24 protein-coding genes and 1 tRNA gene are annotated in these 22,059 nt (G+C 44.1%); 17 read left to right on the top strand and 8 right to left on the bottom strand.

Features of this window, described 5'->3' with window-relative positions; all coding sequences use genetic code 11:
- Positions 1–27 precede the first annotated feature (27 nt).
- From rpsR to dnaB, 4 genes are read left to right on the top strand one after another with little or no spacing between them, the layout of a single operon-like run.
- Complete coding sequence (rpsR, locus tag NTW12_12455) at positions 28–306, top strand: 30S ribosomal protein S18 (GenBank protein ID MCX5847145.1); 279 nt, start codon at positions 28–30, stop codon at positions 304–306.
- A 50-nt stretch (positions 307–356) separates the two neighbouring features.
- Positions 357–1,322, top strand: coding sequence for a YybS family protein (locus NTW12_12450; GenBank protein MCX5847144.1), 966 nt, complete (start codon positions 357–359; stop codon positions 1,320–1,322).
- A gap of 59 nt (positions 1,323–1,381) precedes the next feature.
- Positions 1,382–1,828, top strand: a complete 447-nt coding sequence (gene rplI / locus NTW12_12445) for a 50S ribosomal protein L9 (protein ID MCX5847143.1) — start codon at positions 1,382–1,384, stop codon at positions 1,826–1,828.
- Between the two features lie 8 nt (positions 1,829–1,836).
- Positions 1,837–3,198 carry a replicative DNA helicase gene (dnaB, locus tag NTW12_12440; GenBank protein ID MCX5847142.1) on the top strand — a complete coding sequence of 454 codons (1,362 nt, stop codon included), beginning with the start codon at positions 1,837–1,839 and terminating at the stop codon, positions 3,196–3,198.
- Between the two features lie 158 nt (positions 3,199–3,356).
- Here the strand turns inward: dnaB and rpoH are convergent, their stop codons facing one another.
- Positions 3,357–4,217, bottom strand: coding sequence for an RNA polymerase sigma factor RpoH (gene rpoH / locus NTW12_12435; protein MCX5847141.1), 861 nt, complete (start codon positions 4,215–4,217; stop codon positions 3,357–3,359).
- Positions 4,218–4,440: 223 nt separating this feature from the next.
- Here rpoH and NTW12_12430 point away from each other — a divergent pair, with 223 nt between their 5' ends.
- From NTW12_12430 to NTW12_12380, 11 genes are all read left to right on the top strand, one after another.
- Positions 4,441–5,310, top strand: a complete 870-nt coding sequence (locus tag NTW12_12430) for a diadenylate cyclase (protein MCX5847140.1) — start codon at positions 4,441–4,443, stop codon at positions 5,308–5,310.
- A gap of 13 nt (positions 5,311–5,323) precedes the next feature.
- Positions 5,324–7,912 carry an ATP-dependent chaperone ClpB gene (clpB, locus tag NTW12_12425; protein MCX5847139.1) on the top strand — a complete coding sequence of 863 codons (2,589 nt, stop codon included), beginning with the start codon at positions 5,324–5,326 and terminating at the stop codon, positions 7,910–7,912.
- A 22-nt stretch (positions 7,913–7,934) separates the two neighbouring features.
- A complete protein-coding gene (htpX, locus tag NTW12_12420; GenBank protein ID MCX5847138.1) occupies positions 7,935–8,786 on the top strand; it encodes a zinc metalloprotease HtpX in 852 nt (283 codons plus the stop codon).
- A 139-nt stretch (positions 8,787–8,925) separates the two neighbouring features.
- Positions 8,926–9,348, top strand: a complete 423-nt coding sequence (locus NTW12_12415) for a DUF1844 domain-containing protein (protein ID MCX5847137.1) — start codon at positions 8,926–8,928, stop codon at positions 9,346–9,348.
- On the top strand, positions 9,345–10,187 hold the full coding sequence (gene ispE, locus NTW12_12410; GenBank protein MCX5847136.1) for a 4-(cytidine 5'-diphospho)-2-C-methyl-D-erythritol kinase: 843 nt from the start codon (positions 9,345–9,347) through the stop codon (positions 10,185–10,187). The genes NTW12_12415 and ispE overlap by 4 nt, the downstream gene beginning before the upstream one ends.
- A gap of 66 nt (positions 10,188–10,253) precedes the next feature.
- A tRNA-Gln gene (locus NTW12_12405) sits at positions 10,254–10,328 on the top strand.
- Positions 10,329–10,356: 28 nt separating this feature from the next.
- Positions 10,357–11,298 (top strand): ribose-phosphate pyrophosphokinase, encoded by a 942-nt coding sequence (locus tag NTW12_12400; GenBank protein ID MCX5847135.1) that lies wholly within the window; start codon positions 10,357–10,359, stop codon positions 11,296–11,298.
- A 9-nt stretch (positions 11,299–11,307) separates the two neighbouring features.
- Positions 11,308–11,931 carry a 50S ribosomal protein L25/general stress protein Ctc gene (locus tag NTW12_12395; GenBank protein MCX5847134.1) on the top strand — a complete coding sequence of 208 codons (624 nt, stop codon included), beginning with the start codon at positions 11,308–11,310 and terminating at the stop codon, positions 11,929–11,931.
- Between the two features lie 75 nt (positions 11,932–12,006).
- Positions 12,007–12,612, top strand: a complete 606-nt coding sequence (gene pth, locus NTW12_12390) for an aminoacyl-tRNA hydrolase (GenBank protein ID MCX5847133.1) — start codon at positions 12,007–12,009, stop codon at positions 12,610–12,612.
- A 248-nt stretch (positions 12,613–12,860) separates the two neighbouring features.
- Positions 12,861–13,343 (top strand): CBS domain-containing protein, encoded by a 483-nt coding sequence (locus NTW12_12385; protein MCX5847132.1) that lies wholly within the window; start codon positions 12,861–12,863, stop codon positions 13,341–13,343.
- Between the two features lie 2 nt (positions 13,344–13,345).
- Entirely contained in the window at positions 13,346–14,710 is a 1,365-nt protein-coding gene (locus NTW12_12380) for an ArsB/NhaD family transporter (protein MCX5847131.1), read from the top strand.
- Positions 14,711–14,851: 141 nt separating this feature from the next.
- Here NTW12_12380 and NTW12_12375 read toward each other — a convergent pair whose 3' ends face one another.
- From NTW12_12375 to NTW12_12350, 6 genes are all read right to left on the bottom strand, one after another.
- Positions 14,852–15,304 (bottom strand): universal stress protein, encoded by a 453-nt coding sequence (locus tag NTW12_12375; protein MCX5847130.1) that lies wholly within the window; start codon positions 15,302–15,304, stop codon positions 14,852–14,854.
- Between the two features lie 291 nt (positions 15,305–15,595).
- Complete coding sequence (locus NTW12_12370; protein MCX5847129.1) at positions 15,596–15,916, bottom strand: SHOCT domain-containing protein; 321 nt, start codon at positions 15,914–15,916, stop codon at positions 15,596–15,598.
- Positions 15,917–15,928: 12 nt separating this feature from the next.
- On the bottom strand, positions 15,929–16,315 hold the full coding sequence (locus NTW12_12365) for a DUF302 domain-containing protein (protein MCX5847128.1): 387 nt from the start codon (positions 16,313–16,315) through the stop codon (positions 15,929–15,931).
- 129 nt (positions 16,316–16,444) lie between these two features.
- The gene (locus tag NTW12_12360) at positions 16,445–17,323 is read right to left on the bottom strand and encodes a ferritin-like domain-containing protein (protein ID MCX5847127.1); all 879 of its coding nucleotides are present in this window, start codon (positions 17,321–17,323) and stop codon (positions 16,445–16,447) included.
- Between the two features lie 403 nt (positions 17,324–17,726).
- Complete coding sequence (locus tag NTW12_12355) at positions 17,727–18,029, bottom strand: P-II family nitrogen regulator (GenBank protein MCX5847126.1); 303 nt, start codon at positions 18,027–18,029, stop codon at positions 17,727–17,729.
- A 162-nt stretch (positions 18,030–18,191) separates the two neighbouring features.
- Entirely contained in the window at positions 18,192–18,710 is a 519-nt protein-coding gene (locus NTW12_12350; protein ID MCX5847125.1) for a MarR family transcriptional regulator, read from the bottom strand.
- Between the two features lie 182 nt (positions 18,711–18,892).
- Here NTW12_12350 and NTW12_12345 point away from each other — a divergent pair, with 182 nt between their 5' ends.
- Positions 18,893–20,263 carry a chloride channel protein gene (locus tag NTW12_12345; protein ID MCX5847124.1) on the top strand — a complete coding sequence of 457 codons (1,371 nt, stop codon included), beginning with the start codon at positions 18,893–18,895 and terminating at the stop codon, positions 20,261–20,263.
- 99 nt (positions 20,264–20,362) lie between these two features.
- Complete coding sequence (gene ychF / locus NTW12_12340) at positions 20,363–21,457, top strand: redox-regulated ATPase YchF (GenBank protein ID MCX5847123.1); 1,095 nt, start codon at positions 20,363–20,365, stop codon at positions 21,455–21,457.
- Between the two features lie 224 nt (positions 21,458–21,681).
- Here the strand turns inward: ychF and NTW12_12335 are convergent, their stop codons facing one another.
- The gene (locus tag NTW12_12335; GenBank protein MCX5847122.1) at positions 21,682–21,921 is read right to left on the bottom strand and encodes a hypothetical protein; all 240 of its coding nucleotides are present in this window, start codon (positions 21,919–21,921) and stop codon (positions 21,682–21,684) included.
- Positions 21,922–22,059: the final 138 nt, after the last annotated feature.

Raw genomic sequence — 22,059 nt, 5'->3', positions numbered from 1 at the left:
GGAAACGAAGGGAGAAAAGTATCAGAAATGCCAATACCATCAAGAGACACAAGGACTCCAAGAACCGACTCAAAACCGCAAAAGAAATTCTACCACAAAAGGAAATTTTGTCGATTTTGTACGGATTCGGAAATTAAAATTGAATATAAAGAGCCCCTTATCTTAAAGGATTATATAACCGATAGGGGCAAGATTATACCCAGGAGAATCACTGGAAATTGCGCGAAGCATCAAAGAGAGGTTACCGTGGCCATAAAAAGGGGAAGGACAATTGCACTCTTGCCTTTTGTTGTTTCCGAGTGGTAATATGAATTTCTATGACGCCTTGTTCAAACAGATATTGACGGATTCAGAATTTGAGAGAAGAAAGGGGTGCATTTTTTAATAATCTATACACGGGTATAGCCGTATCCTCCCTGGCCTTTCTTGCTGCATCGCTGATTCCCATAGTAGGTGCTTTCTTTATTATCCTCACACCCCTGCCAATTCTCTATTATTATTCGAAAACAGGCAGGATACAGGGATTGACAATTTTCATTGTGTCTCTGTTTGTGGTCGCCATAATCCTGATAGTATTCGGTTCAATAATAAATCTCCCTTTCTTGTTTATATCAGGGTGTTCGGGAGTGATCCTTTCAGAAATCTTTCGTAAGAATTATTCTATCGAAAGAACTGTTATTTATCCGGGCATGGTGCTCTTAATACTATGGTGTTCTTTTATCATCTATCAAAGTCTCATCTCGGGAAAACAACCGTTGCTTTTTCTGGAGGATTTTATAGGGAAAAACATTCAAGAAAGCATACAATTCTATGCTCAACTGGATATACCAGCGGAACAGATCGACCTAATCAGAGACAATTTTAAACAGATCACCCATTTTTTTACAAACATTTTTCCTGCTCTTGTCCTGGTAAGTGCATTATTCACAGTATGGATAAATACACTGGCAGCAAGGGAGATATTTCAAAAAAACGGGGTGCCGTATCCCGATTTTGGCGATCTTTCGCGTTGGAAGGCGCCGGAAAAACTGATATGGTTTCTTTTAGCTAGTGGGGGAATGCTTTTAATGCCCGTAGAAGGGGTAATGTTTCTCGGCCTTAATCTTCTGATTATTTGTCTGTTTGTATATCTGCTTCAGGGTCTGTCAATTGTAAGTTTTATATTCAAAACGAAAAACGTTCACAGAATTTTCAGGATGCCATGTTATTTTCTTATTTTTGCTCAACAATTTATCATCATGCTCGTAATTGCTGTCGGTGTGTTTGATCTATGGGTTGATTTTAGAAAATACATTAAGCCGATTGCAGAGCCCTCACCATAAAGATGATTTTCAAAACTAAGGAATTACAGTGAAATATTTGATTTAATAAGGAGAATTTTATGAAGGTTATATTGAAAGTAAATATGGAATCTCTGGGAAAAGCCGGAGACACAGTGAAAGTTGCAGACGGTTATGCAAGGAACTATCTGGTTCCCAAGGGACTCGCAGTTGAAGCGAGCAGCTGGTCTCTTAAGGCCTCGGAACACGAAAAAAAGCATATACTGCAGAAGATCGAAAGTGAAAAGAAGAAAGCCGAATCGATGATTGAAAAACTCAAAGGTGTGACCTGTACCCTCTCCCGGCGTGTCGGAGAACAGGACAAGTTATTCGGATCTGTCACCACAAAAGATATTGAGGAGTCCCTCGTCGAACAGGGAGTAGCGATCAATAGAAAAATGATACTCCTTGAAGAACCCATCAGGTCTCTCGGCGAATTTCCCGTCAAGATTAAACTTCAGGCCGGAGTGATGACAGAGATTAAGATTACGGTTGTTGGCGAGGCGTGAAACATCTCATGAAAGATATCGACACCTCTTTGCATAAAGTACCTCCCCAGAACCTGGAAGCTGAGCAGTCTGTGATCGGAGGAATTCTGCTCGATAACCAGGCGCTGAACAGTGTTCTGGAAATACTTGATGCCGATGCTTTCTACAGCGAAGCCCACCGCAAAATATTCGCTGCGATCGTCGAGCTGTATGACAAAAATGAACCGAGCGACCTCATCACGTTAAGCAATATCTTAAAAAGCAAGAATCAGCTTGATCAAACCGGAGGGGTGTCGTATTTATCTTCTCTTGCAGACAATGTCCCGTCAGCAGCCAACATTTCCCATTACTCGAAGATCGTGAAGGAAAAGGCCATTCTTCGCAGGCTCATCGGCACAGCCACAGAAATTTTAAACAAGAGTTACAACTCAGCGGCAGATATCGATACAGTCCTCGACGAAGCGGAACATGCCATATTTGAAATATCCGAAAATAAAATTAGACCTGCGTTCAGCCCTTTCAAAGACATCATCAAGGAAAGCGTCAAAACCATTGAAAAGTTATACGAGAGGAAAGAACTTGTCACGGGTGTCCCCACAGGTTATGAAAAAATCGACGATATAACCTCCGGATTGCAGAAATCCGATTTGATCATCATAGCAGGCCGTCCAAGCATGGGGAAAACCGCTTTTGCCCTGAATATTGCTCAATATGCAGCGCTCGAAGCGAATACACCCGTTGCAATTTTTTCTCTGGAAATGTCGAAAGAACAACTTGCCCTTCGCATGCTTTCCGCAGAGGCGAGGGTTGATTCTCAAAGAATTAGAAGGGGGTTCCTTGGAGAGGCGGATTGGCCGAGATTGATTGCCGCAGCCGGAAGGCTTTCCGAGGCACAGATATTTATTGACGATTCATCGGCAATCTCCGCTTTAGAAATGAAAGCAAAGGCACGGCGGCTGAAATCCGAGGTTGACCTTGGTTTGATCATCCTTGATTACCTGCAACTCATGAGAAGCGGCAGTTACAGGGAAACATCGAGAGAGCAGGAGATATCGGAAATCAGCCGGTCACTGAAGGCCCTCGCAAAGGAATTGAGGGTCCCGGTTATCGCACTTTCCCAGTTGAACCGGAAGTTGGAAGACAGGACCAACAAGCGTCCGCAAATGGCGGATCTGAGGGATTCAGGAGCCATCGAACAGGATGCAGACTTAATCGCCTTCATTTACAGGGATGAGGTCTACGACAAGTCGGAGGAAAATCCTGAGAAAGGTATGGCTGAGATCATTATCGGCAAGCAAAGAAACGGGCCGACGGGTATGGTTAAACTGGCGTTTCAGGACAAGTTCGCACGCTTTGAAAACCTCGCCAGAGGGATTGATATGGGTTCGTAGGTGCATTGGATAACATTAGTCGTGGGGTTCAAGATCGTCCTCTCGGATTTCTCCATGTATCCCCCATAGCCGTTAGCCTCCTCGATGTCTTCGAATTATAAGGATGAATACTGATAGTGAAGAAGGATTCTGTCCGATCGAATATGGACTATTAAAATTCATGCCTCCAGCAACGCCGGCTCTTTTCCTAAATACGGAATCGCCAGTCTCAGTTTTTTGAGGGCCTGCTTTTCTATCTGTCTGGCACGTTCCCGTGTAATGTTGTATTTGTTACCGATTTCCTGAAGGGTTATCGGAGCGTCCGTCATTATGCGATGCTTGACGATATAGCTCTCCCTTTCGTTAAGGTTGGTAAGCGCGCCGGCGATATTTCGCTTCACCAGATCCATCTCTTCTTTCTTGATCAGGGCCATTTCCTGATTCTCGCCTGCATAGGTCAGATGATCGAGATGAGCCGTCTCGCCTTCATCATTGATGTATGCGTCAAGTGAAAGATCACGGTGACTCATCCGGAGATCCATTTCTTCAATCTCGTGTTCCTTAACCCCCAGAGATTCTGCGATTTCCGCGAATTCAGGGTTCTTCTGGGAAAGGGTCTCAAGTCTCTTCTTGGCCTGACTCAGCTTGAAAAAGAGTTTCCTCTGCGCCTGCGTGGTCCCGATTTTTACAAGACTCCAGGATTTGATAATGAAATTCTGGATATATGCCCTGATCCACCATACTGCATAGGATATAAGCCTGTAGCCCTTATAGGGATCAAACTTTTTCACGGCATGCATGAGACCGATATTCCCCTCCTGAATCAGATCGGCCAGTTTCATCCCGTAATTTCTATATTCATGGGCAATCTTGACGACAAACCTTAAATTCGAAACGACCAGTTTCTCGGCTGCCGCTACATCGTTATACTTTTTAAACTTGACCGCTAATTTGAATTCTTCATCCGCGCTCAACAAGGGAAAGCGATTGATCTGTGCTATGTATATGTCAAGGGTACTGGTTACCGATGGCAGTTCCAATGAACACTCCTCCATGTTCGATAATTTATAATCTTTGTATACTATTATGATGTCAATCATCTAGTCAATATTTTTCACGTAAGTTATTAACGAACAGTCACATGCCTTGACATCCACCTAATCTATTGTTACTTTATGCAAAAATCTTATGATTGATGAAACCGGTACAGTTAAGAATTCCTGCAAGAGGGGTTGAACAAACAGCAGCAAGGAGATAAACTTCATGAAAGAAGCCAACAGGGTCATTCTCGAGCATGCCTGTCGCATTGCCACAGAAATCAAGGCAAAGGCCCTCATGCTCTATGCTGAGGCGGCTGCGGAACTGCCCATTGCGGAAAATGAAAAACCATGTTTTGATCTCATTCTGGTTACGAAAGGCGACGAAGAAATACCAGAAAAATTTAAACAGTTGGGAACAATCATTAACGTCCCCCGTGTAAACCTGTCGCGGGTTGGCCAAATAAAAATAGCCATCACCAAGGGTATTGCCACAGGCCTTTTCAAAAAAGATGACACGCTGGTCTGCCTGAGTGGTCTTCCTAGGCTTGGATATGTGGACAGCATCTTTATGATCGATGTCGGCAGGGAATTTGAAGTTTTAACATCTCAGAATATCACTGATCTCATCCAGGGGGTCTACCCGGAAGTATTCAGCGCGGCCCTCAATATAGCACTTGAACTGGCTGCCCAGGGAAGAGAAGGGAGAAAAGTTGGAACTATTTTTATTCTTGGGGACCACGAAAAGGTTCTCCAACTTTCCAGACAAATGGTCATCAACCCTTTCATGGGATACTCTGAAGAAGAGCGAAACATCCTTAATCCGGAATTATTAGAGACAATTAAAGAATTTTCAGCCATTGACGGTGCATTTATCGTAAAGGACAATGGGGCGATCATGACCGCGGGAAGGCACCTCAACGCGGCAATTGAAAGCAAGGATTTTCCCCAGGGATTGGGGAGCAGGCATATCGCCGCTGCAGGAATCACGAGCATCACCCATGCAATAGCCATTGTTATATCTGAATCCACGGGAAACGTCAGCGTCTTTAAAAGTGGAAACCTTTTCGTGAGTATCTTGAAGCCAATACCATAAAAGTGGGGGCGCTATGCGATTCGACAAATTTACATTAAAGGTTCAAGAGGCCATACAGGAAGCCCAGACCTTGGCAAATAAATACGGGCATCAGGCCGTCGACGTGGAGCATCTTCTTCTTTCATTCCTGAGTCAGCCGGAAGGCATTACGGGAGAAATACTGAAAAAACTGGGAGTGGAGCCCCGAGGTATTGAAGATGAACTCAAAAAGGCTCTGAAGGGATTGCCGAGGGTTGAAGGTTCAGGTGCCGGCCAGGCCTACATGACGCCCAGATTAAACAAAGTGCTGGATAACGCCCTCGTTGAAGCTGCCCGCCTGAATGATGAATATGTAAGCGCCGAGCATATGCTGGTCGTAATTGCCGATGAAAAGGAGGGAGCAGCCGGGAAGATACTTCGGGGCAAGGGCATCACAAAGGACAACATTTTCAAGGTTCTTGTGGAAATCAGAGGATGCCAGAGGATTACCGACCCGAATCCGGAGGAGAAGTATCAGGCACTGAAACGTTATGCCCGAGACTTCAATGAACTTGCCAGAAAGGGATCTTTTGACCCCGTCATTGGACGAGATGATGAGATCAGGAGGATTATGCAGGTACTCTCCCGGAGAACAAAAAACAATCCCGTGCTCATAGGAGAACCGGGAGTGGGTAAAACGGCCATTGTGGAGGGCCTTGCGCAGCGCATTGTGAATGGCGACGTACCGGAGACCTTGAAAAATAAACGTGTTATTGGCCTTGATATCGGCGCTCTGGTGGCAGGCGCAAAATACCGGGGAGAATTCGAAGACAGGCTTAAGGCAGTACTCAAAGAAATCACAAGCGCTCAGGGAGAGATTGTCCTTTTCATTGACGAAATTCACACGGTTGTCGGCGCCGGAGCCGCTGAGGGCGCCGTCGATGCATCTAATATGCTGAAACCCGCCCTTGCCAGAGGGGAGTTGCGATGCATAGGTGCAACCACTTTAAATGAATACCGGAAGCATATTGAAAAAGATCCCGCGTTGGAACGCAGGTTCCAGCCGATCATTGTAAGGGAACCCTCTGTTGAGGATACGATTGCTATCCTCCGGGGATTGAAAGAACGGTATGAGGTACACCACGGGGTGAGGATCAAAGATTCTGCGATTATCGCTGCGGCAACGCTTTCCAATCGCTATATAAGCGACAGGTTTTTACCGGATAAGGCAGTTGATCTTATTGATGAGGCTGCCTCACACCTGCGGATTGAACTGGACAGTATGCCGGCTGAGATTGACACAATAGAAAGAAAAGTAACACAACTTGAAATTGAGCGGCAGTCCCTGAAGAACGACTTGGAAAAAACGACTCGGGAAAGGCATGACAAAATTGATAAAGAACTGAGGGACCTCAGGGAATCCATGGAAAAAATGAAGACGCACTGGGCGAAGGAAAAAGAAATAATCCGGAAAATTCAGGGAGTCAAAAGTAAGATTGAGGAATATAAAACAGAAGAGCTAAGCGCCCAGAGGGAAGGAAACCTCGCGAGGGCAGCCGAGATTCGCTACGGAAAGCTCGTCGAACTGAACAAGGAGATGGATCAGGAAAACACCATGCTCTCCGAAATTCAGAAGGACAATAAGATGTTAAAAGAAGAGGTGGATGCAGAAGACGTGGCGGAGGTTGTCGCAAACTGGACAGGAATTCCGCTGTCACGTATGCTGGAGGGCGATATTCAGAAACTTATCCATATGGAGGAGAGACTTAAAAGAAGGGTTATCGGCCAGGATGAGGGTATTGCTGCCGTATCCAGCGCCCTAAGAAGAGCACGTTCAGGACTCCAGGATCCGAACAGGCCGATCGGTTCTTTTATCTTCCTGGGGCCGACCGGCGTCGGGAAGACAGAACTGGCGAGAGCTTTAGCCGAATTCATGTTTGACAATGAACAGGCTATGATCAGGATTGATATGTCCGAATATATGGAAAAACACTCCGTTGCAAGGCTGATCGGTGCACCTCCCGGATATGTGGGATACGACGAAGGCGGATACCTCACCGAGTCCGTCCGGAGGAGGCCATACACAGTAGTGCTCTTCGACGAGATTGAAAAGGCTCATACGGATGTGTTCAATATTCTCCTGCAAATACTTGATGATGGCAGATTGACCGATGGCCACGGCAGGACCGTTGATTTTAAAAACACCATTGTGATAATGACGTCCAACATTGGCGGGCAATGGATACAAGATCTGTCCATAAATGATGAAGAAAAAAGGACCAGGACGATGGAGACGCTCAGAGCCACCTTCAGACCGGAATTCCTGAATCGAATAGATGATATTATAACCTTCAGATCCTTGACCATAAGTGATATCGACAATATTATTGACATTCAGATCGATCTTATACGGAGAAGACTTAAAGAACGCAAATTAACACTTGAATTGACAGAAAATGCAAAAAATTATATAGCTAAAGCCGGATACAGCCCGGTTTACGGTGCACGGCCCCTCAAAAGGGCTCTCCAGAAACTGATCCTGGACAATCTGGCGATGAAGATTCTGGAGGGAACGTTTGCTGAAGGAGACCACATTATCGTTGATTCGAACGACAGCAGTGAGATGATTTTTGAGAAAAGGTAAAAAGTAAAAAAGGAGGTTTTAAATGAACACCATTAAGACAGGTTTATTACTTGGCGCCCTGACGGGCCTTTTAATGTTAATTGGAGGTTACTTTGGCGGCAAAGGCGGGATTGTTATAGCGTTTATATTTGCCATGGTGATTAACTTTGGAGCGTACTGGTTTTCGGACAAGTTGATTTTGAAAATGTATAGTGCACGGGAGGTCTCAGTAAATGAAGCCCCTCAACTGTACGCCATGGTAAAAGACCTTGCTTTGAGAGCGGGCCTTCCCATGCCGAAAGTCTACATTGTTCCCGGCGATTCCCCCAATGCCTTTGCCACAGGACGTGATGAAAACCACGCCGTTGTCGCAGTAACTGAGGGAATCATGCGGATGCTGAATAAAGATGAGTTAGAAGGAGTTCTCGCCCATGAATTGACACACATCAAAAATAAAGACATGCTTATCGGCTCTATCGCGGCAACGCTTGCCGGCGCCATCGTTATGCTGGCAAACATGGCCCAATGGGCGGCTATCTTTGGTGGAGCAAGCCGCAGTGACGATGAGGAAGGTGGCGGTATTTTCGGCCTCATTTTTATGGCAATTCTGGCGCCCATTGCCGCAACAATTATCCAGATGGCAATTTCCAGATCCCGGGAATACTTGGCAGATGCCGGGGGGGCAAAGGTATCCGGAAAGCCTTATGGTCTTGCAGGCGCCCTTGAAAAACTGGGACGGGCATCACAGGCAATCCCCATGAATGCAAATCCGTCGACGGCTCATATGTTTATTGTAAATCCCCTGACAGGGAAATCTCTCATGAATCTCTTCAGTACCCATCCTCCCATTGAGGAACGCATCGCACGATTGAGAAGCATGAAGCCATTACTATAAAGACCACTCTTTCATCCTCTTGCAGGAGTGATGAGGGGATGAATAACAAGCGGCTGGACGGGAAAGATTATACTGCGGAACGGGAAGCTTCTAGAATTGAGATAGTAACTTGTATGAATGTTCAACCAAGGTGATACATATGGAAGAAGAAAAAAAAGAAAAGGGATTTGTAATTAAAGATAAACGTATTTTTGATGAATCCGGGGAAGCCCGCACGGAAGAGTCAAAAAAAGAAGAAACAATTGCAGATGTAAAAACAGAGGAAAAACCCCCGGAAAAAGAGAGTCAGGAAAGAGCCCAAGAGGAATATTTACCTGACGTTACTTTTTCCAGTTTCGTTTTTTCACTAAGCACAACCGTCATGTATCATTTCGGCGATTTTCCGGACCCGGTAACAAAAAAGGCCCAAAGGAATCTTGCTGCAGCAAAACAAACTATTGACATATTGAACATGATAAAAAATAAGACGGTGGGTAATCTCGATAATAATGAAAAAGAGATGCTGGAGGGAATACTGTATGAACTGATGATGCGGTATGTTAAAGAAATGGCCAAGGGATGATCAAGAAAGTATCACCTGCGAAGGTTAATCTCTACCTTCGCGTCCTGAGAAAGCGGGAAGACGGATATCATGATATCGTAACACTCATGCAGGGGATAAGTCTTTATGATGAAATGATATTTTCCCCCGTTGGCCATGGCATCACGGTGAGCTGCCCGGGAAGCACACTGCCGGAAAATGAAAACAACATCGTTTACAGAGCAGCAGATGCTCTTCTTTCCCGATTGTCATACTCTCCCGGTATCCATATTACTATCAAAAAAAGGATTCCTGTAGCGGCAGGACTTGGAGGGGGGAGTTCTAATGCCGCCACCGCTCTCTTAACCATAAACGACATGTTGGGATTTCATTATACAACTGAGGATCTCATGAAAATAGGAACAAAACTCGGAGCAGATGTTCCTTTTTTTATTTTCAGGAAGACGGCATGGGCATTCGGCACCGGTGATCGACTTCAGGCTGCTGAGAACATTCCTCCATTATGGTTTGTCCTGATTAATCCCGGCTTTGAAATATCTACAAAAATGGTTTATGATAATCTCAATTTAAGATTGACAAAACAAGCGGTAAAGTATACATGTCCCAAGATTTATTCGGTTGATGACCTAATAAATGGACTCCGTAATGATCTGGAAAAGGTCACGCTGGTTCTTCATCCTATTCTGCAGCATTTAAAGAATCTTTTATTACAGAACGGCGCTCTTGGTGCGATAATGTCCGGCAGCGGGCCAACTGTTGCAGGATTATTCGCGAAGGAAAAAGAAGCAGTAAAAGCGGCAGAGGCTTTAGAAAAAATCGGAGAGAAGGAATGGTCTGTATACAGGGCATGTTCCCTATGATAAATAGTTTACCATGCCTATCTTCTCTGTTACCCTTACGCTCTTTTAATCCATATTAATAAATAATGGGGCGTCGTCAAGCGGTAAGACACAAGACTTTGGTTCTTGCATACGGAGGTTCGAATCCTCCCGCCCCAGCCAAATATATTGCTTTATATAAGGAATTCATATGCTTGATAGAATGAGAGTATTTTCCGGTAACGCGAACAGACCTCTTGCGCGTAATATCTGTGAAAAACTGGGGGTACCTGTTGGGAAGGCAAGTGTAACTACATTCAGTGACGGTGAGACGAGAGTGGAAATTAATGAGAATGTGCGAGGAATGGACGTCTTCATTATTCAATCAACATGTCCGCCGGTAAATAACACCTGTATGGAACTGCTGATAATGATCGATGCCATGAAGAGGGCGTCGGCAGACCGGATAACGGCTGTAATTCCTTATTATGGCTATGCACGGCAGGATAGAAAGGTAGCACCGAGGGCGCCGATTTCGGCAAAGCTAGTCGCGGACCTTATCACATCGGCAGGTGCCAACCGTGTCCTCGCGATCGATCTTCATGCCGGCCAGATCCAGGGATTCTTCAATATTCCCGTCGATAACCTTTTCGCCACCCCGGTTCTTATAGAATACATCAAGAAATATTATCAGGGCAATATTGTCATTGTTTCTCCCGATACAGGCGGTGTCGAAAGGGCACGGGCTTTCGGCAAGAGATTAGGGGTTAACATTGCCATTACCGATAAAAGAAGAGAAGGTCCGAATGAGTCAACTATCATGAATATTATAGGGGACGTAAAAGGAGCAAAGGTCATCTTACTTGACGATATGATTGATACTGCAGGAACGATAACGCAGGCAGCCGAAGCCCTCGAGGAAGCAGGGGCCGTAGAGGTTTCCGTCTGTTGTACCCACCCCGTACTTTCAGGACCTGCCATAGAGAGGATTGAGAACTCAAGGCTTAAGGAGATTATTGTAACAGACACTATCCCCTTGCACGAGAAAGCGGCAGCTTGCACCCGCATCAAAGTTCTGTCTGTCGCGGGACTTATAAGTGAAGCCGTTCGACGCATTTATTACAATGATTCTGTACATTCGCTATTTATATAGGAGGACTAGATGGAAATAAGTGAATTGAAAGCCCGTCTCCGTAAGGATACCGGTAAAGGGGTTGCCCGAAGATTGAGGAAAGACGGTATGGTACCGGCAATATTTTATGGACCGAAAACCGAGTCGGTTCTATTGGCGGTAAACTCTTCTGACTTGAAAAAGCTATTGAAGGGCAAAGAAGAAAATGTATTTATAAACCTGATTGTTGAAAATGGTAAAATAATTCAAAAATTTACCCTTATTAAGGAATTGCAGATAGAGCCTGTCAGCAGGAAATTCCTTCATGTTGATTTTTATGAAATCGACATGGAACAAACCATGACCCTCGACATACCCATTCATTTTACGGGTGAGGCCATGGGTGTCGAAACCGGAGGCGATCTGCATTATGTTAAAAGAGATATAAAGGTATCATGCCTCTTTGCCGTACTGCCCGAATTTATTGAGGTTGATGTGAGCGGTCTTCAAATCGGTGATTCAATAAAGGTGCAAGACATAAAATTACCTGACGGGATTACTGTCCTTGATACTGAAGATACAATTTTAGCATCAGTTTCGGCGCCAAAAACGGCCGTTAAAGCAGAACAGGGAGAGGAGCAGGAACCAGCAGCAGAGCCGCAGGAGCAAAGCTGATAAGGCGTTCACCTTTCAATGTTCGACGTTGGGAAGCTCTAACTTTGAACTTTGAACCTTCTTAGAGGTTACTGTTTGAAGCTTATAATCGGGCTTGGAAATCCAGGCATAAAGTACCAATTCAGCAGACACAATATAGGATTCTTGGCCCTTGATACAATCGCTTCCAGCCACAATATTGCCGTGAGTTTGAAAGGTTTTGATGCCTGTTTTGGAAAAGGTAAGATCGGTGACATTCCGGTCTTGCTTGCAAAGCCGCAGACCTTCATGAACATCAGCGGCTTCGCAGCAAAAAAGTTCGTAGACTACTTTAAAATTGACCATGCAGATATAATCGTCATTCATGATGACATTGATCTGCCGTTTGAAACGATCCGACTAAAGTCAGGCGGTGGTCATGCCGGTCACAAAGGGTTACTATCCATTATCGATTACCTCGGTGATTTGGAATTTATCAGGGTCAGACTTGGCATAGGTAAACCACTTAGGAAGACAATGGTTGAGGGGTATGTCCTTCAGCCCTTCAATGATGATGAGATGAAACTGCTGCCCCAAATTACTACAAGGGCAAGTGATGCAGTGACGATGACCATTTTGTCAGGGATTCAGGCAGCCATGAATCAGTACAATGACAGATCCACTAATTTACGAAACGGAGGAGATGATACGCTTTCTTGTTAATTTTCATTGACAGGATAAGCCGATAAGTGGAGATTATTTATCATATTTGAAAAATCGAACCTTGATTGAGGGTTCAGAGAACATTCTCTGGAGGAAAAAGGAAATTGGTCGGGCCGCCATTAGATTTAAAATCAGTTGGCGGCTTTTTTATTGATAATTTTTTAGCTTTAACACCCTTGCCTTGTTTTGAATATCAAGTAAGTAAAGACAAAGGTTTTGAATATCATGATTTATTGCATGGAGGCTCTATGAAAGCAAAAGATTTAATGGTGCCCGTTCAAGATTACCTCAGGCCTGATAACAATCTCAAGGAAGCTGTCAATCTTCTTAGGACTGCCATCCGGGGGGAGGAAAAATCAGGCGTTATGGGGTTGCCTGTCCTAGACGACAGTGGAAAACTCATAGGGATACTTTCGATGACGGACATTCTGAAGGCGGTCTACCCTTCGTACATGTCAATGATGAACCTGGGTGACTTCACTTGGGACGGGATGTTGGAGTCCCTTGCGTGCCAGGCGGGAGATAAAACGGTAGGGGATTTCATGACCAGAAAGGTAATAACAGTCCGGGAAGATGATCCTCTCATGGAGTGCGTGGACCACATGCTGAAGGGGCATGTCCGGAGAATGCCCGTTCTGGATAAAGGGGGAAAAGTGGTCGGTATGATGTACCTTCGGGACATTTTTTATGCTGTCACGCAATCAATGCTTGACGATAGTTGTAAGAGGTAAGAATGCTCCAGGAAGTTGCAGCAGTTTCACATCAGATTGTAATGGGACCGGCATTCTGGATTGCGACAGCGATTTTCCTTCTCTCCTATGCCCTTATTGTATCGGAGAAGATCCATAAAACTATCATTGCCATCTTCGGTGCGGCTCTGATGATCGTCCTTGGGATTGTAACCCAGGAGGATGCCTTTCATTCCATAGAACTGGGAGTTGAGTGGAATGTGATCTTCCTCCTGGTGAGCATGATGATCATTATCAACATCATGAAACCGACGGGTGTGTTCGAGTACATCGCCATCAGGAGCGCCAAGGCGGCGCAGGGAAAGCCCTTTATGATCATGGCGATATTTTCTATTGTGACAGCTGTTCTCTCGGCGCTTCTGGACAATATCACGACGGTGCTTCTCATTGCTCCCGTAACACTGCTTATCTGCCAAGCCCTTGAGCTTGACGTCGTACCCTTCCTCATCACAGAGGTTCTCGCATCAAACATCGGTGGGACGGCAACCCTCATCGGAGACCCGCCAAACATCATGATCGCCTCGAAGGCCCAGCTGGATTTTATGGCATTCATTTACCATCTGACGCCGGTCATTATCATTACCATGATCATATATATCATTACCCTGAAGCTGATATTCGGGAAAAGGCTGACAGTAAGAGAAGACTTGCGGCAGCGTGTCATGACCATGGACGAGAGGGTGGCAATCAAAGACCCCATACTCCTGAAGAAGTCTCTTGCCGTTCTTGCTGTAACGATGACGGGTTTCGTCCTCCATGGCATGCTCCATCTGCAGCCTGCTACCATTGCGCTGTTCGGCGCGGGACTTCTTCTCCTGGTTTCGGGAATCAAGGAACCATACCACGTCCTGGCGGAAGCGGAATGGGCGACCCTCTTCTTCTTTATAGGTCTCTTTATTATCATTGGTGCTGTCGTAAAAGTGGGTCTCATCAAGTGGATGTCGATCAAGGTGTTGGAGCTTACCCATGGGAATCTTTTGGGCACGAGCATGATTGTCTTGTGGTTTTCTGCCTTTGCATCGGCGTTTATCGATAATATCCCTTATGTCGCCACGATGAACCCGCTCATCATCGACATGGCGAAGCAGATGTGGCCAAATCTCTCCGGTGTTGAGCTTTTGCACCATCCGGACCTGATGCCCATGTGGTGGTCATTGGCTCTTGGGGCGTGTCTCGGCGGAAACGGGACGGCCATCGGTGCTTCTGCCAATGTCATCGTCGTCGGCATGGCGGAGAAGATGGGGCATCCCATATCGTTTAGAAAGTTCATGCTCTACGGAATGCCGTTTATGATCCAAACAGTTATTATCAGCATGATTTATGTTTGGCTGAGGTATTACGTATTATAGTGCCCTATCCCGCATAGCTTTTTTTCACACTATAGTTCCTCTGCAATTCCCATAAATACGGAACCAGAAGAAAAGGTATGGGTTCCTACATCTGCGGTACTTTCAGGTTATTTGCGGGACAGGACACTAATTCACCTCACTTCAACGTAACACTGGGATAGTGAGTACAGGACATGTGGCATGTCGTACAACTTTCTCTGCAACACAGCCGAAAATGTAGTGGTGCCCTCCACTTTCACCATGTGATGATATTACAATAAGATCTACTTTTCCCTCCTTAGTGAATCGAACGATTTCATCTCCAGCGTTTCCGGATACAACAATTACCTGCGTTTGTATTTCCTTTGGCACATTTTCCTCAACTACTTTGAGAAGTTTTTCTTTGGTATTTGACTCGAGATTCTCCTGGTACAGCGGAACATTAAACGACCTTGATGATGGTGTAAATGCTGTTACTGCGGGGACTACTGGAACTACATGAATTATATACAACTCAGCGGAAAACTGTTTTGCATACTCACATGCTACTTTGAGCGCTTCATACGATGGTTTACTAAAATCTGTCGGGTAAAGAATTTTTTTTAAAGGTAACATGTCTCTCCTCCTTTCCCTGGTTAGAATTCTCCCGTCTGCCGTAAAACTCTTCCGGGATATTCTGTTTTATCACTTCGTTACTTTTTCCCCGCCCATATATGGGCCGCTGCAACCTTTAACTGACTGGATACTCATAACTTTTGCTTAAATCTCTACAAAAAGATTTAGCATTTCCTCTTTATATTTATAATAGACATGATCCATTCGTTTGTCAACTAATTTCTGTACAAATATTTTGTATACATATTAAAAAGAAATGCAAATAAAATCGTCACAGAAAATGAATATTTATTAACTTTCCAGGTCCTTTTTCATCCTGTCAAAATCGTCCTTGCTGATTTCGCCTTTCGCATAGCGCTTCTTTAAGAGATCCAGAGCACTTTCACTCTGCGTTGGCATCTGGCCTTTTGTTTTCGTGGCCTGAATAATGAAATAGATCAACAATCCAGCGATGATTAAAAATATTATCCACATAAACATACCTCCACCGTATCCATAATGCATCATCGGTCCCCATCCCCAGGGTCCCTGCCCACCGTAGTAACCATCTCCTCCACATGACACTAACAAGCCAATGATTATCATGGAAAATATTACAAGTTTCTTTCCCATCTTTTCACCCTCCTACTTTACTGAATCGAAGACTTTCTTCAACTTCTCCTCAACTACCTCTGATATTTCTCGAAGTTCCGCATTATCAATCATCTGCATGGCAACCATCGGCCTTATAATGGAAAGCACTGTTTTGCTATTTTTTTCATACACAATCACATTGCAGGGAAGCATGAGTCCGATGTTTTCCTCGACAAGGATCGCTTTGTATGCATTCGGAGGATTGCAGGCACCCAGAATGATATATTTTCGCATATCAAGGCCCAGCTTTTCCTTCATTTTTTCCTTGACATCGATTTCTGTCAGTATCCCGAATCCTTCTTTTTTCAACGCATCTCTCACCTGCTCAATGACTGTCTCATAAGGAATATCCAACTCCTTGGTGAAGCCGTAATTGATCATACATATCCTCCTTCCGTAAATGTTTCCCTTCTCTTTTACCCGGAGGCAACGATTCGGCTCTGCCTCCAGGATAACATTGCCACCGTGAAACAAGGTTGAAAGACAACCCAGATATCTGCCCTCTTCCTAATAAGCCGATTTTATATAGCCCGTTGCCTTGTCAATGTGAACCCTGTCAACAAGGGCGTTCTTCTTCGTCAATATCTCTGCCTCAAAGGCGCTTCCCACGTCTTTTATCTTGCCCAGCTTCAGGTTGGGATTTCTTGAAGACTTCAAATAGTCTTTCATCATGACCTCGGCTTCCTTTGCATCAATGGATTTGCCAGTTGACTGGGATTGCCGTCCATAGCCACGACCCATGCCATAGCCGTAACCGCCCATCATGCCAGGTCCCATGCCGTAACCGTATCCGCCCATCATGCCCGATCCCCTGCTGTATCCATAGCCATGACCCATTCTCAAAGCGTGCTCAAACATTACCAGATGCCAGCGGCTTTGAATGAGGATGGCATTCAACACCTGAGCCGTATCGCGATCCTCAGCCTTTTTTACGAGCCATTCATAACGGGGCAACAAGTCGGTCTCCATCTTGACACTGAGTTCGTAAGCTTCAGTCAATGTCTTATTCTCCACGACCGGGGCTGCCTTGCCATCGGCAGGCAGACCATAAGCTTTAAATAGTTGCCCGATCCATTCAATGTGATTCTCCTCCTGAGGGATGACCATCATGTAAGGCATATAGGCGTTGAATTTTTCCTGATCCGCCTGATACTGTGTGAGCGATTGTTTCTCCAGCGTCAGAATATCTCTGAGTTTCTGAACCCATTCCGTGTTCTTGGGTGCCGGCAGCTGTGAAGGGATATCCACAGAATCCCATCCGCCCATCATTCCCGGCCCCATACCATAGCCGCCTCTGAAACTGCCGGGTTGGCTCTGTACTATACTCGGGTTAACAGTTAGCAGCATAACCAATACCAAGAGAATAACTAAAATGGTCTTTTTCATAAGTTCCTCCTATTATGTTAGCTTATGATGTTTGTTAAGTGTTTACTTTAAATGCATGCACGCTGTTAGTGCCTTATAAAAAAAGCATAACAAACTATAAACGTCGAAATAACATGAAAATCCAGTTTTCTCGAATCCAATCCATAATGTTTTCCTCTCTTTCCTATGTCGAAGCATTTAAATAAGCAGGAATCCGTTTTTTTCGACTATAATTGAAGCTCTCCGCAGCAAGCTACGGGGAATGCGCTCGCTTCCGGATTCAAATTAGTGTTTTCGCTGATAATCATAAAGAGCGAGAATTTTAACCTGTTATTCCAAATTTATTATAATTACTTATACTCTTATGAACAAAAGGCAATAAGTATTAAATGAGAGAATAATGGCAGGCATAAGCTACCAGTTATTATTCCAACCTTTCCTTGGTCCTTATTTTTATCATGTAATCTATCGGGCTCACGACAATAATCCCATCTCCAGCCATACCGCAACGGGCGCATTTCAGAATTACATCCTTAACCTCGTCAACTTTGTCATCGGGTACAATAATTTGTATCATCATATGAACAGCATACGGCTTAGATAATGTCACCTGTTCCCCGATCCCTTTGACCTCGGATATTGTCATATCGCGAACATTAATTTTTTCTAATTCTTTTACAGTCCCACCAAGACATGTTTCTCTAATGATACCAATAACCATCTTCATAACGTTCCCCCCTCTCCGGAACAGAATTTGTCAAATTCATTCGTTCCTATTCCCCTGTTACCCGATTTTTTGGACGACCCCTCTTGCACATCCTTGCAGGCCATTATTGACGTTGTTACGAGGTGAGATGATGTGCTTTAGGGATAATGGCCTTATTCATTCTCAATCATGTATCTTATCCTCAGGACGCTTATTCCTCTTAGGCAGGTTTACCTCTGTTGAGAGGATCAATTGAGGCGGCAACTCCTGAGCTCCCAGGATATGGACGAGTTCTTCCAGGGCTGTGGATATTTCATGTAGTTTCTTAATGGGTAATACCTCCAGACCGGTAACGAGCAAACCCTGCGCAACTTGCGGTGCTTTCGTTAAAATTTTTTTACCGTCATCCGTCAACTGAACTTTTACAACCCTCCTGTCATCTTTCGAACGCACCCGCTTAACAAGTCCCCGCAATTCAAGACGGTCAAGTATGCCGACTACGGTAGCAGGATGAAGGTACATTCGGCTCGCAAGATCAGATACCCTCACGGGGGCCAAGTCTCCGATAACCTTGATTGCCCACAGTTGAGGCCCTGTAATACCGGTTGCGTGTTCTGCTTTCTTCGACTGTTCGTTAACCGCTTTGAAAACCCTACGAATGTTATCAATGATCCCAGAGACTAACGTAGCCTTGTTTGCCATATTCACTCCTTTTTATGAATATTTACTATTGCACTTAACATATTTATTGTTTATATACAAATCATTTGTGTAATAATCAATTGACAAATATAGTACATAGCATATAATAAACAAGCGAATATTGATGCTCATAAAATAATGTAGGTTATTTTAGCGGTGGTTGTAATACGTATTTGCCTTCTATGAAAAGACGTCTCATCGAAGAATCTATTCTGTTTATCAGTATCCTCAAGTGGGTAGTAATTGCCACGGGAATAGGAATTATCGTGGGATTATCGACATCCCTGTTCCTGAAGTTACTCGACTGGAGTTTAGCATGTAGCACCAGTTATCCATATTATTTCCTGTTGCTGCCAGTCGGATTGTTAGTGAGTGCTCTGGTAATTCAATACTTGGAACCTGATGCAAAGGGATACGGGATAGAAAAGGTTGTTGAAGCTGTTCATAAACGAGGGGGTAAAATATACGCAGCCATCGTTCCTGTTAAACTTGTGACAACAATCATAACAATCGCCACAGGTGGCTCAGCGGGTCAAGTCGGGCCCTGCGGTCAAATAGGGGCATCTCTGTCATCCTTCGTTGCCGATCTGTTTAAATTAGACGATAATGACAGAAAAAAACTTGTCATATGCGGGCTCAGTGCAGGATTCGCATCCGTTCTGGGCGCACCATTTGCAGGAGCCATTTTTGGCGTTGAGGTTCTCTATGTGGGGAGCATTTTATATGAAGTCCTTCTTCCCTCTATCATAGCAGGTGTTACAAGCTATCATATTTCTTCATTGATCGGCATCCATTACCTGTATTATCCCGTCAGTTTTGTTCCGGTTATTACGCAAGCGTTTATCTTTAAGATAGTGCTGGCGGGAATTTTCTTTGGGATTTGTTCGATCATTTTAATCGAGGTATTAAAATCAGGAAGAAAAGTTGCTGAAATGTCCAGTAAATCATTGCTGTTAAGAGCCCTTATTGGTGGAATGATTCTCATTGGCTTAACCTTCATTTTTTCGAAACAATTTCTCGGCACCGGCCTTGAATCAATACAGTCTTCCCTCAAAGGGGAAAAAATCGTCCTGTATGCTTTTCTCTTAAAAGCCATCTTTACCAGCATCACCCTGAACTTCGGAGGAAGCGGTGGTCTCATAATGCCCATATTATTTATCGGGGCAACATCGGGAAGCCTATTCGGAGAAGTTTTTGGATTGGATAGAGCAACCTTCTCTGCGGTTGGTTTCGTGAGTCTCTTAGCGGGAGCGGCGAATACGCCTATTGCGGCCAGTATTTTGGCCATAGAATTTTTTGGGAGTGCCATCGCCCCCTATGCTGCAATCGCCTGTATCGTTAGTTTTCTCATGACAGGACACAGGAGCGTTTTCCCATCTCAGATACTGGCGTTAAAGAAATCTTCTTCTGTTGAGGTTGAAATTGGAACGGAATTGGAAAATGTTAAGACAACGTTTAAACATCGGGATAAAAGTTTAATAGGTTTAGGCTTGAAGGCGGCAGAAAAGATAATAAATTTTTATAGGAAAAGAGACAACACCGGTAAACCATAGAATTACCGAAAGAACTTGACATTACTTTTACTGTCTATATTATAATATCCACAGGAAGAATCAGCCAATAACAACCGGTTCTTAACAAAGGAGGATGTTATGGGTTTCAGGTGCGGTATTATCGGCCTTCCGAATGTAGGAAAATCCACCATCTTCAATGCCCTGACGGCCGCAGGAGCTGAAGTCGCCAATTATCCCTTCTGCACCATCGATCCTAACATCGGGATTGTCCCCGTTCCCGACGAAAGACTCGAAAAAATCGCTCAAATCATCAACCCCCCCAAATTAACACATACCGCAATGGAATTCTTGGATATTGCCGGTCTTGTGAAAGGTGCAAGCCAGGGAGAAGGCCTTGGGAACAAGTTTCTCGGGCACATCAGGGAAGTCGATGCCATTGTCCATATTGTACGATGTTTTGATCATCCCTCTGTTGCCCATATTTATGGTGATACTGATCCTGCACGCGATATAGAGATAATAAATACTGAATTGATCATTGCCGATTTGGAAACACTGGAAAAGAGGATTGCAAAAGGTGAAAGACTTGCAAAAACGGGAGATAAAACAGCTCGCAAAGAGTTTGAATTTTATAGTCATATACATGATGTAATGGGGAGAGGTACCCCTGCCCGGAACATCCGTTTTAACGAAAAAGATCTCGATATTTTTAGAGATATTCACCTTTTGACTGCTAAAAAGGTTTTGTATGTTGCTAATGTCAGTGAGGCAGTCCTCAAGGGTAATTATGACTATATCCGGCAAGTAGAATCTATTGCTACGCAAGAAGATTCAAAGGCTATTGTTATTTGTGGAGACCTGGAAGCGGAAATAACAGAGCTTTCGAAAGAGGAACAAAGAGAATTTCTTATTGATCTCGGACTTCAGGAATCAGGTCTTCAAAAACTCATCAGAGAAGGCTCTGATCTTTTAGGATTGATAACCTTTTACACTACCGCCGGTCCCGAACTCCGTGCTTGGACGATTCCACAGGGGACAAAAGCTTCAGCAGCTGCGGGGAAGATACACAGTGATATGGAAAAGGGATTCATTAAGGCAGAGATCATTCATTGTAATGATTTTATACGAATAGGCAGCTTATCTTCTGCAAAAGAAGGTGGTATTATCCGATATGAAGGGAAGGATTATATAATTTCTGATGGAGATATTGCCTATTTTAGATTTCATGTTTGATGACACCTTATTTCTTTACCAAAAGGTAATACCATCAGACAAAAAAAAGTGGATGGTTAAAAAAGGAGGGAAACACTTAACCATCCACCATATTGTATATTTTAATGATTTATGAATGCCGCCCCCTTGCCAGGTAACCTGTAAAGGGGGTCGGTGGATGGCAAAGGAGGGAAGGGAAACCATCCACCGATTTAAATAAGAAAGCTTTTATAATGACAGCTTAGCTAATCTTCATGTGAAAAAAAATCTGGAAGAAAAAATGTTTTACTTTGATCTGTAGCCCCATCTCCTCTTCTCTGTTTTCCTGGTTGATATCTGTTTGTCTTTTTTTCAGTATATCTGAAATTTTCGGTTATAAAAAAATCATACTCAATGCCATATTCACTACTATCAGATTCCGAACCGGAAAACTTATCTTCCTGATTTTTTTTTATCTCTTTGCGCTCTTTCTCCTCCCTTTTCATTTACTATATATTTAATTGAGTATTACTTTCGTGAGACCTCTGAGATCTACCTTTCATGATTGCTCTATCGGCTATTATTCCTAAAGGTTTCTTACGTTCTCGAGAGGTCTCTTTATTAAGTTGATTTATATTACCGCA

The sequence above is a fragment of the Deltaproteobacteria bacterium genome, from assembly GCA_026388545.1.
GTDB lineage: Bacteria > Desulfobacterota > Syntrophia > Syntrophales > UBA2185 > JAPLJS01.
The sequence above is the reverse complement of the archived record's forward strand: the minus strand, read 5'-3'. Positions and strand labels throughout refer to the sequence as shown.

Coding starts and splice junctions, on each gene's coding strand:
- rpsR (MCX5847145.1), top strand. CDS start 28: ATGCCAATACCATCAAGAGACACAAGGACTCCAAGAACCGACTCAAAA.
- rplI (MCX5847143.1), top strand. CDS start 1,382: ATGAAGGTTATATTGAAAGTAAATATGGAATCTCTGGGAAAAGCCGGA.
- dnaB (MCX5847142.1), top strand. CDS start 1,837: ATGAAAGATATCGACACCTCTTTGCATAAAGTACCTCCCCAGAACCTG.
- NTW12_12430 (MCX5847140.1), top strand. CDS start 4,441: ATGAAAGAAGCCAACAGGGTCATTCTCGAGCATGCCTGTCGCATTGCC.
- clpB (MCX5847139.1), top strand. CDS start 5,324: ATGCGATTCGACAAATTTACATTAAAGGTTCAAGAGGCCATACAGGAA.
- htpX (MCX5847138.1), top strand. CDS start 7,935: ATGAACACCATTAAGACAGGTTTATTACTTGGCGCCCTGACGGGCCTT.
- NTW12_12415 (MCX5847137.1), top strand. CDS start 8,926: ATGGAAGAAGAAAAAAAAGAAAAGGGATTTGTAATTAAAGATAAACGT.
- ispE (MCX5847136.1), top strand. CDS start 9,345: ATGATCAAGAAAGTATCACCTGCGAAGGTTAATCTCTACCTTCGCGTC.
- NTW12_12400 (MCX5847135.1), top strand. CDS start 10,357: ATGCTTGATAGAATGAGAGTATTTTCCGGTAACGCGAACAGACCTCTT.
- NTW12_12395 (MCX5847134.1), top strand. CDS start 11,308: ATGGAAATAAGTGAATTGAAAGCCCGTCTCCGTAAGGATACCGGTAAA.
- NTW12_12385 (MCX5847132.1), top strand. CDS start 12,861: ATGAAAGCAAAAGATTTAATGGTGCCCGTTCAAGATTACCTCAGGCCT.
- NTW12_12380 (MCX5847131.1), top strand. CDS start 13,346: ATGCTCCAGGAAGTTGCAGCAGTTTCACATCAGATTGTAATGGGACCG.
- NTW12_12375 (MCX5847130.1), bottom strand. CDS start 15,304: ATGTTACCTTTAAAAAAAATTCTTTACCCGACAGATTTTAGTAAACCA.
- NTW12_12370 (MCX5847129.1), bottom strand. CDS start 15,916: ATGGGAAAGAAACTTGTAATATTTTCCATGATAATCATTGGCTTGTTA.
- NTW12_12360 (MCX5847127.1), bottom strand. CDS start 17,323: ATGAAAAAGACCATTTTAGTTATTCTCTTGGTATTGGTTATGCTGCTA.
- NTW12_12355 (MCX5847126.1), bottom strand. CDS start 18,029: ATGAAGATGGTTATTGGTATCATTAGAGAAACATGTCTTGGTGGGACT.
- NTW12_12350 (MCX5847125.1), bottom strand. CDS start 18,710: ATGGCAAACAAGGCTACGTTAGTCTCTGGGATCATTGATAACATTCGT.
- NTW12_12345 (MCX5847124.1), top strand. CDS start 18,893: ATGAAAAGACGTCTCATCGAAGAATCTATTCTGTTTATCAGTATCCTC.
- ychF (MCX5847123.1), top strand. CDS start 20,363: ATGGGTTTCAGGTGCGGTATTATCGGCCTTCCGAATGTAGGAAAATCC.
- NTW12_12335 (MCX5847122.1), bottom strand. CDS start 21,921: ATGAAAAGGGAGGAGAAAGAGCGCAAAGAGATAAAAAAAAATCAGGAA.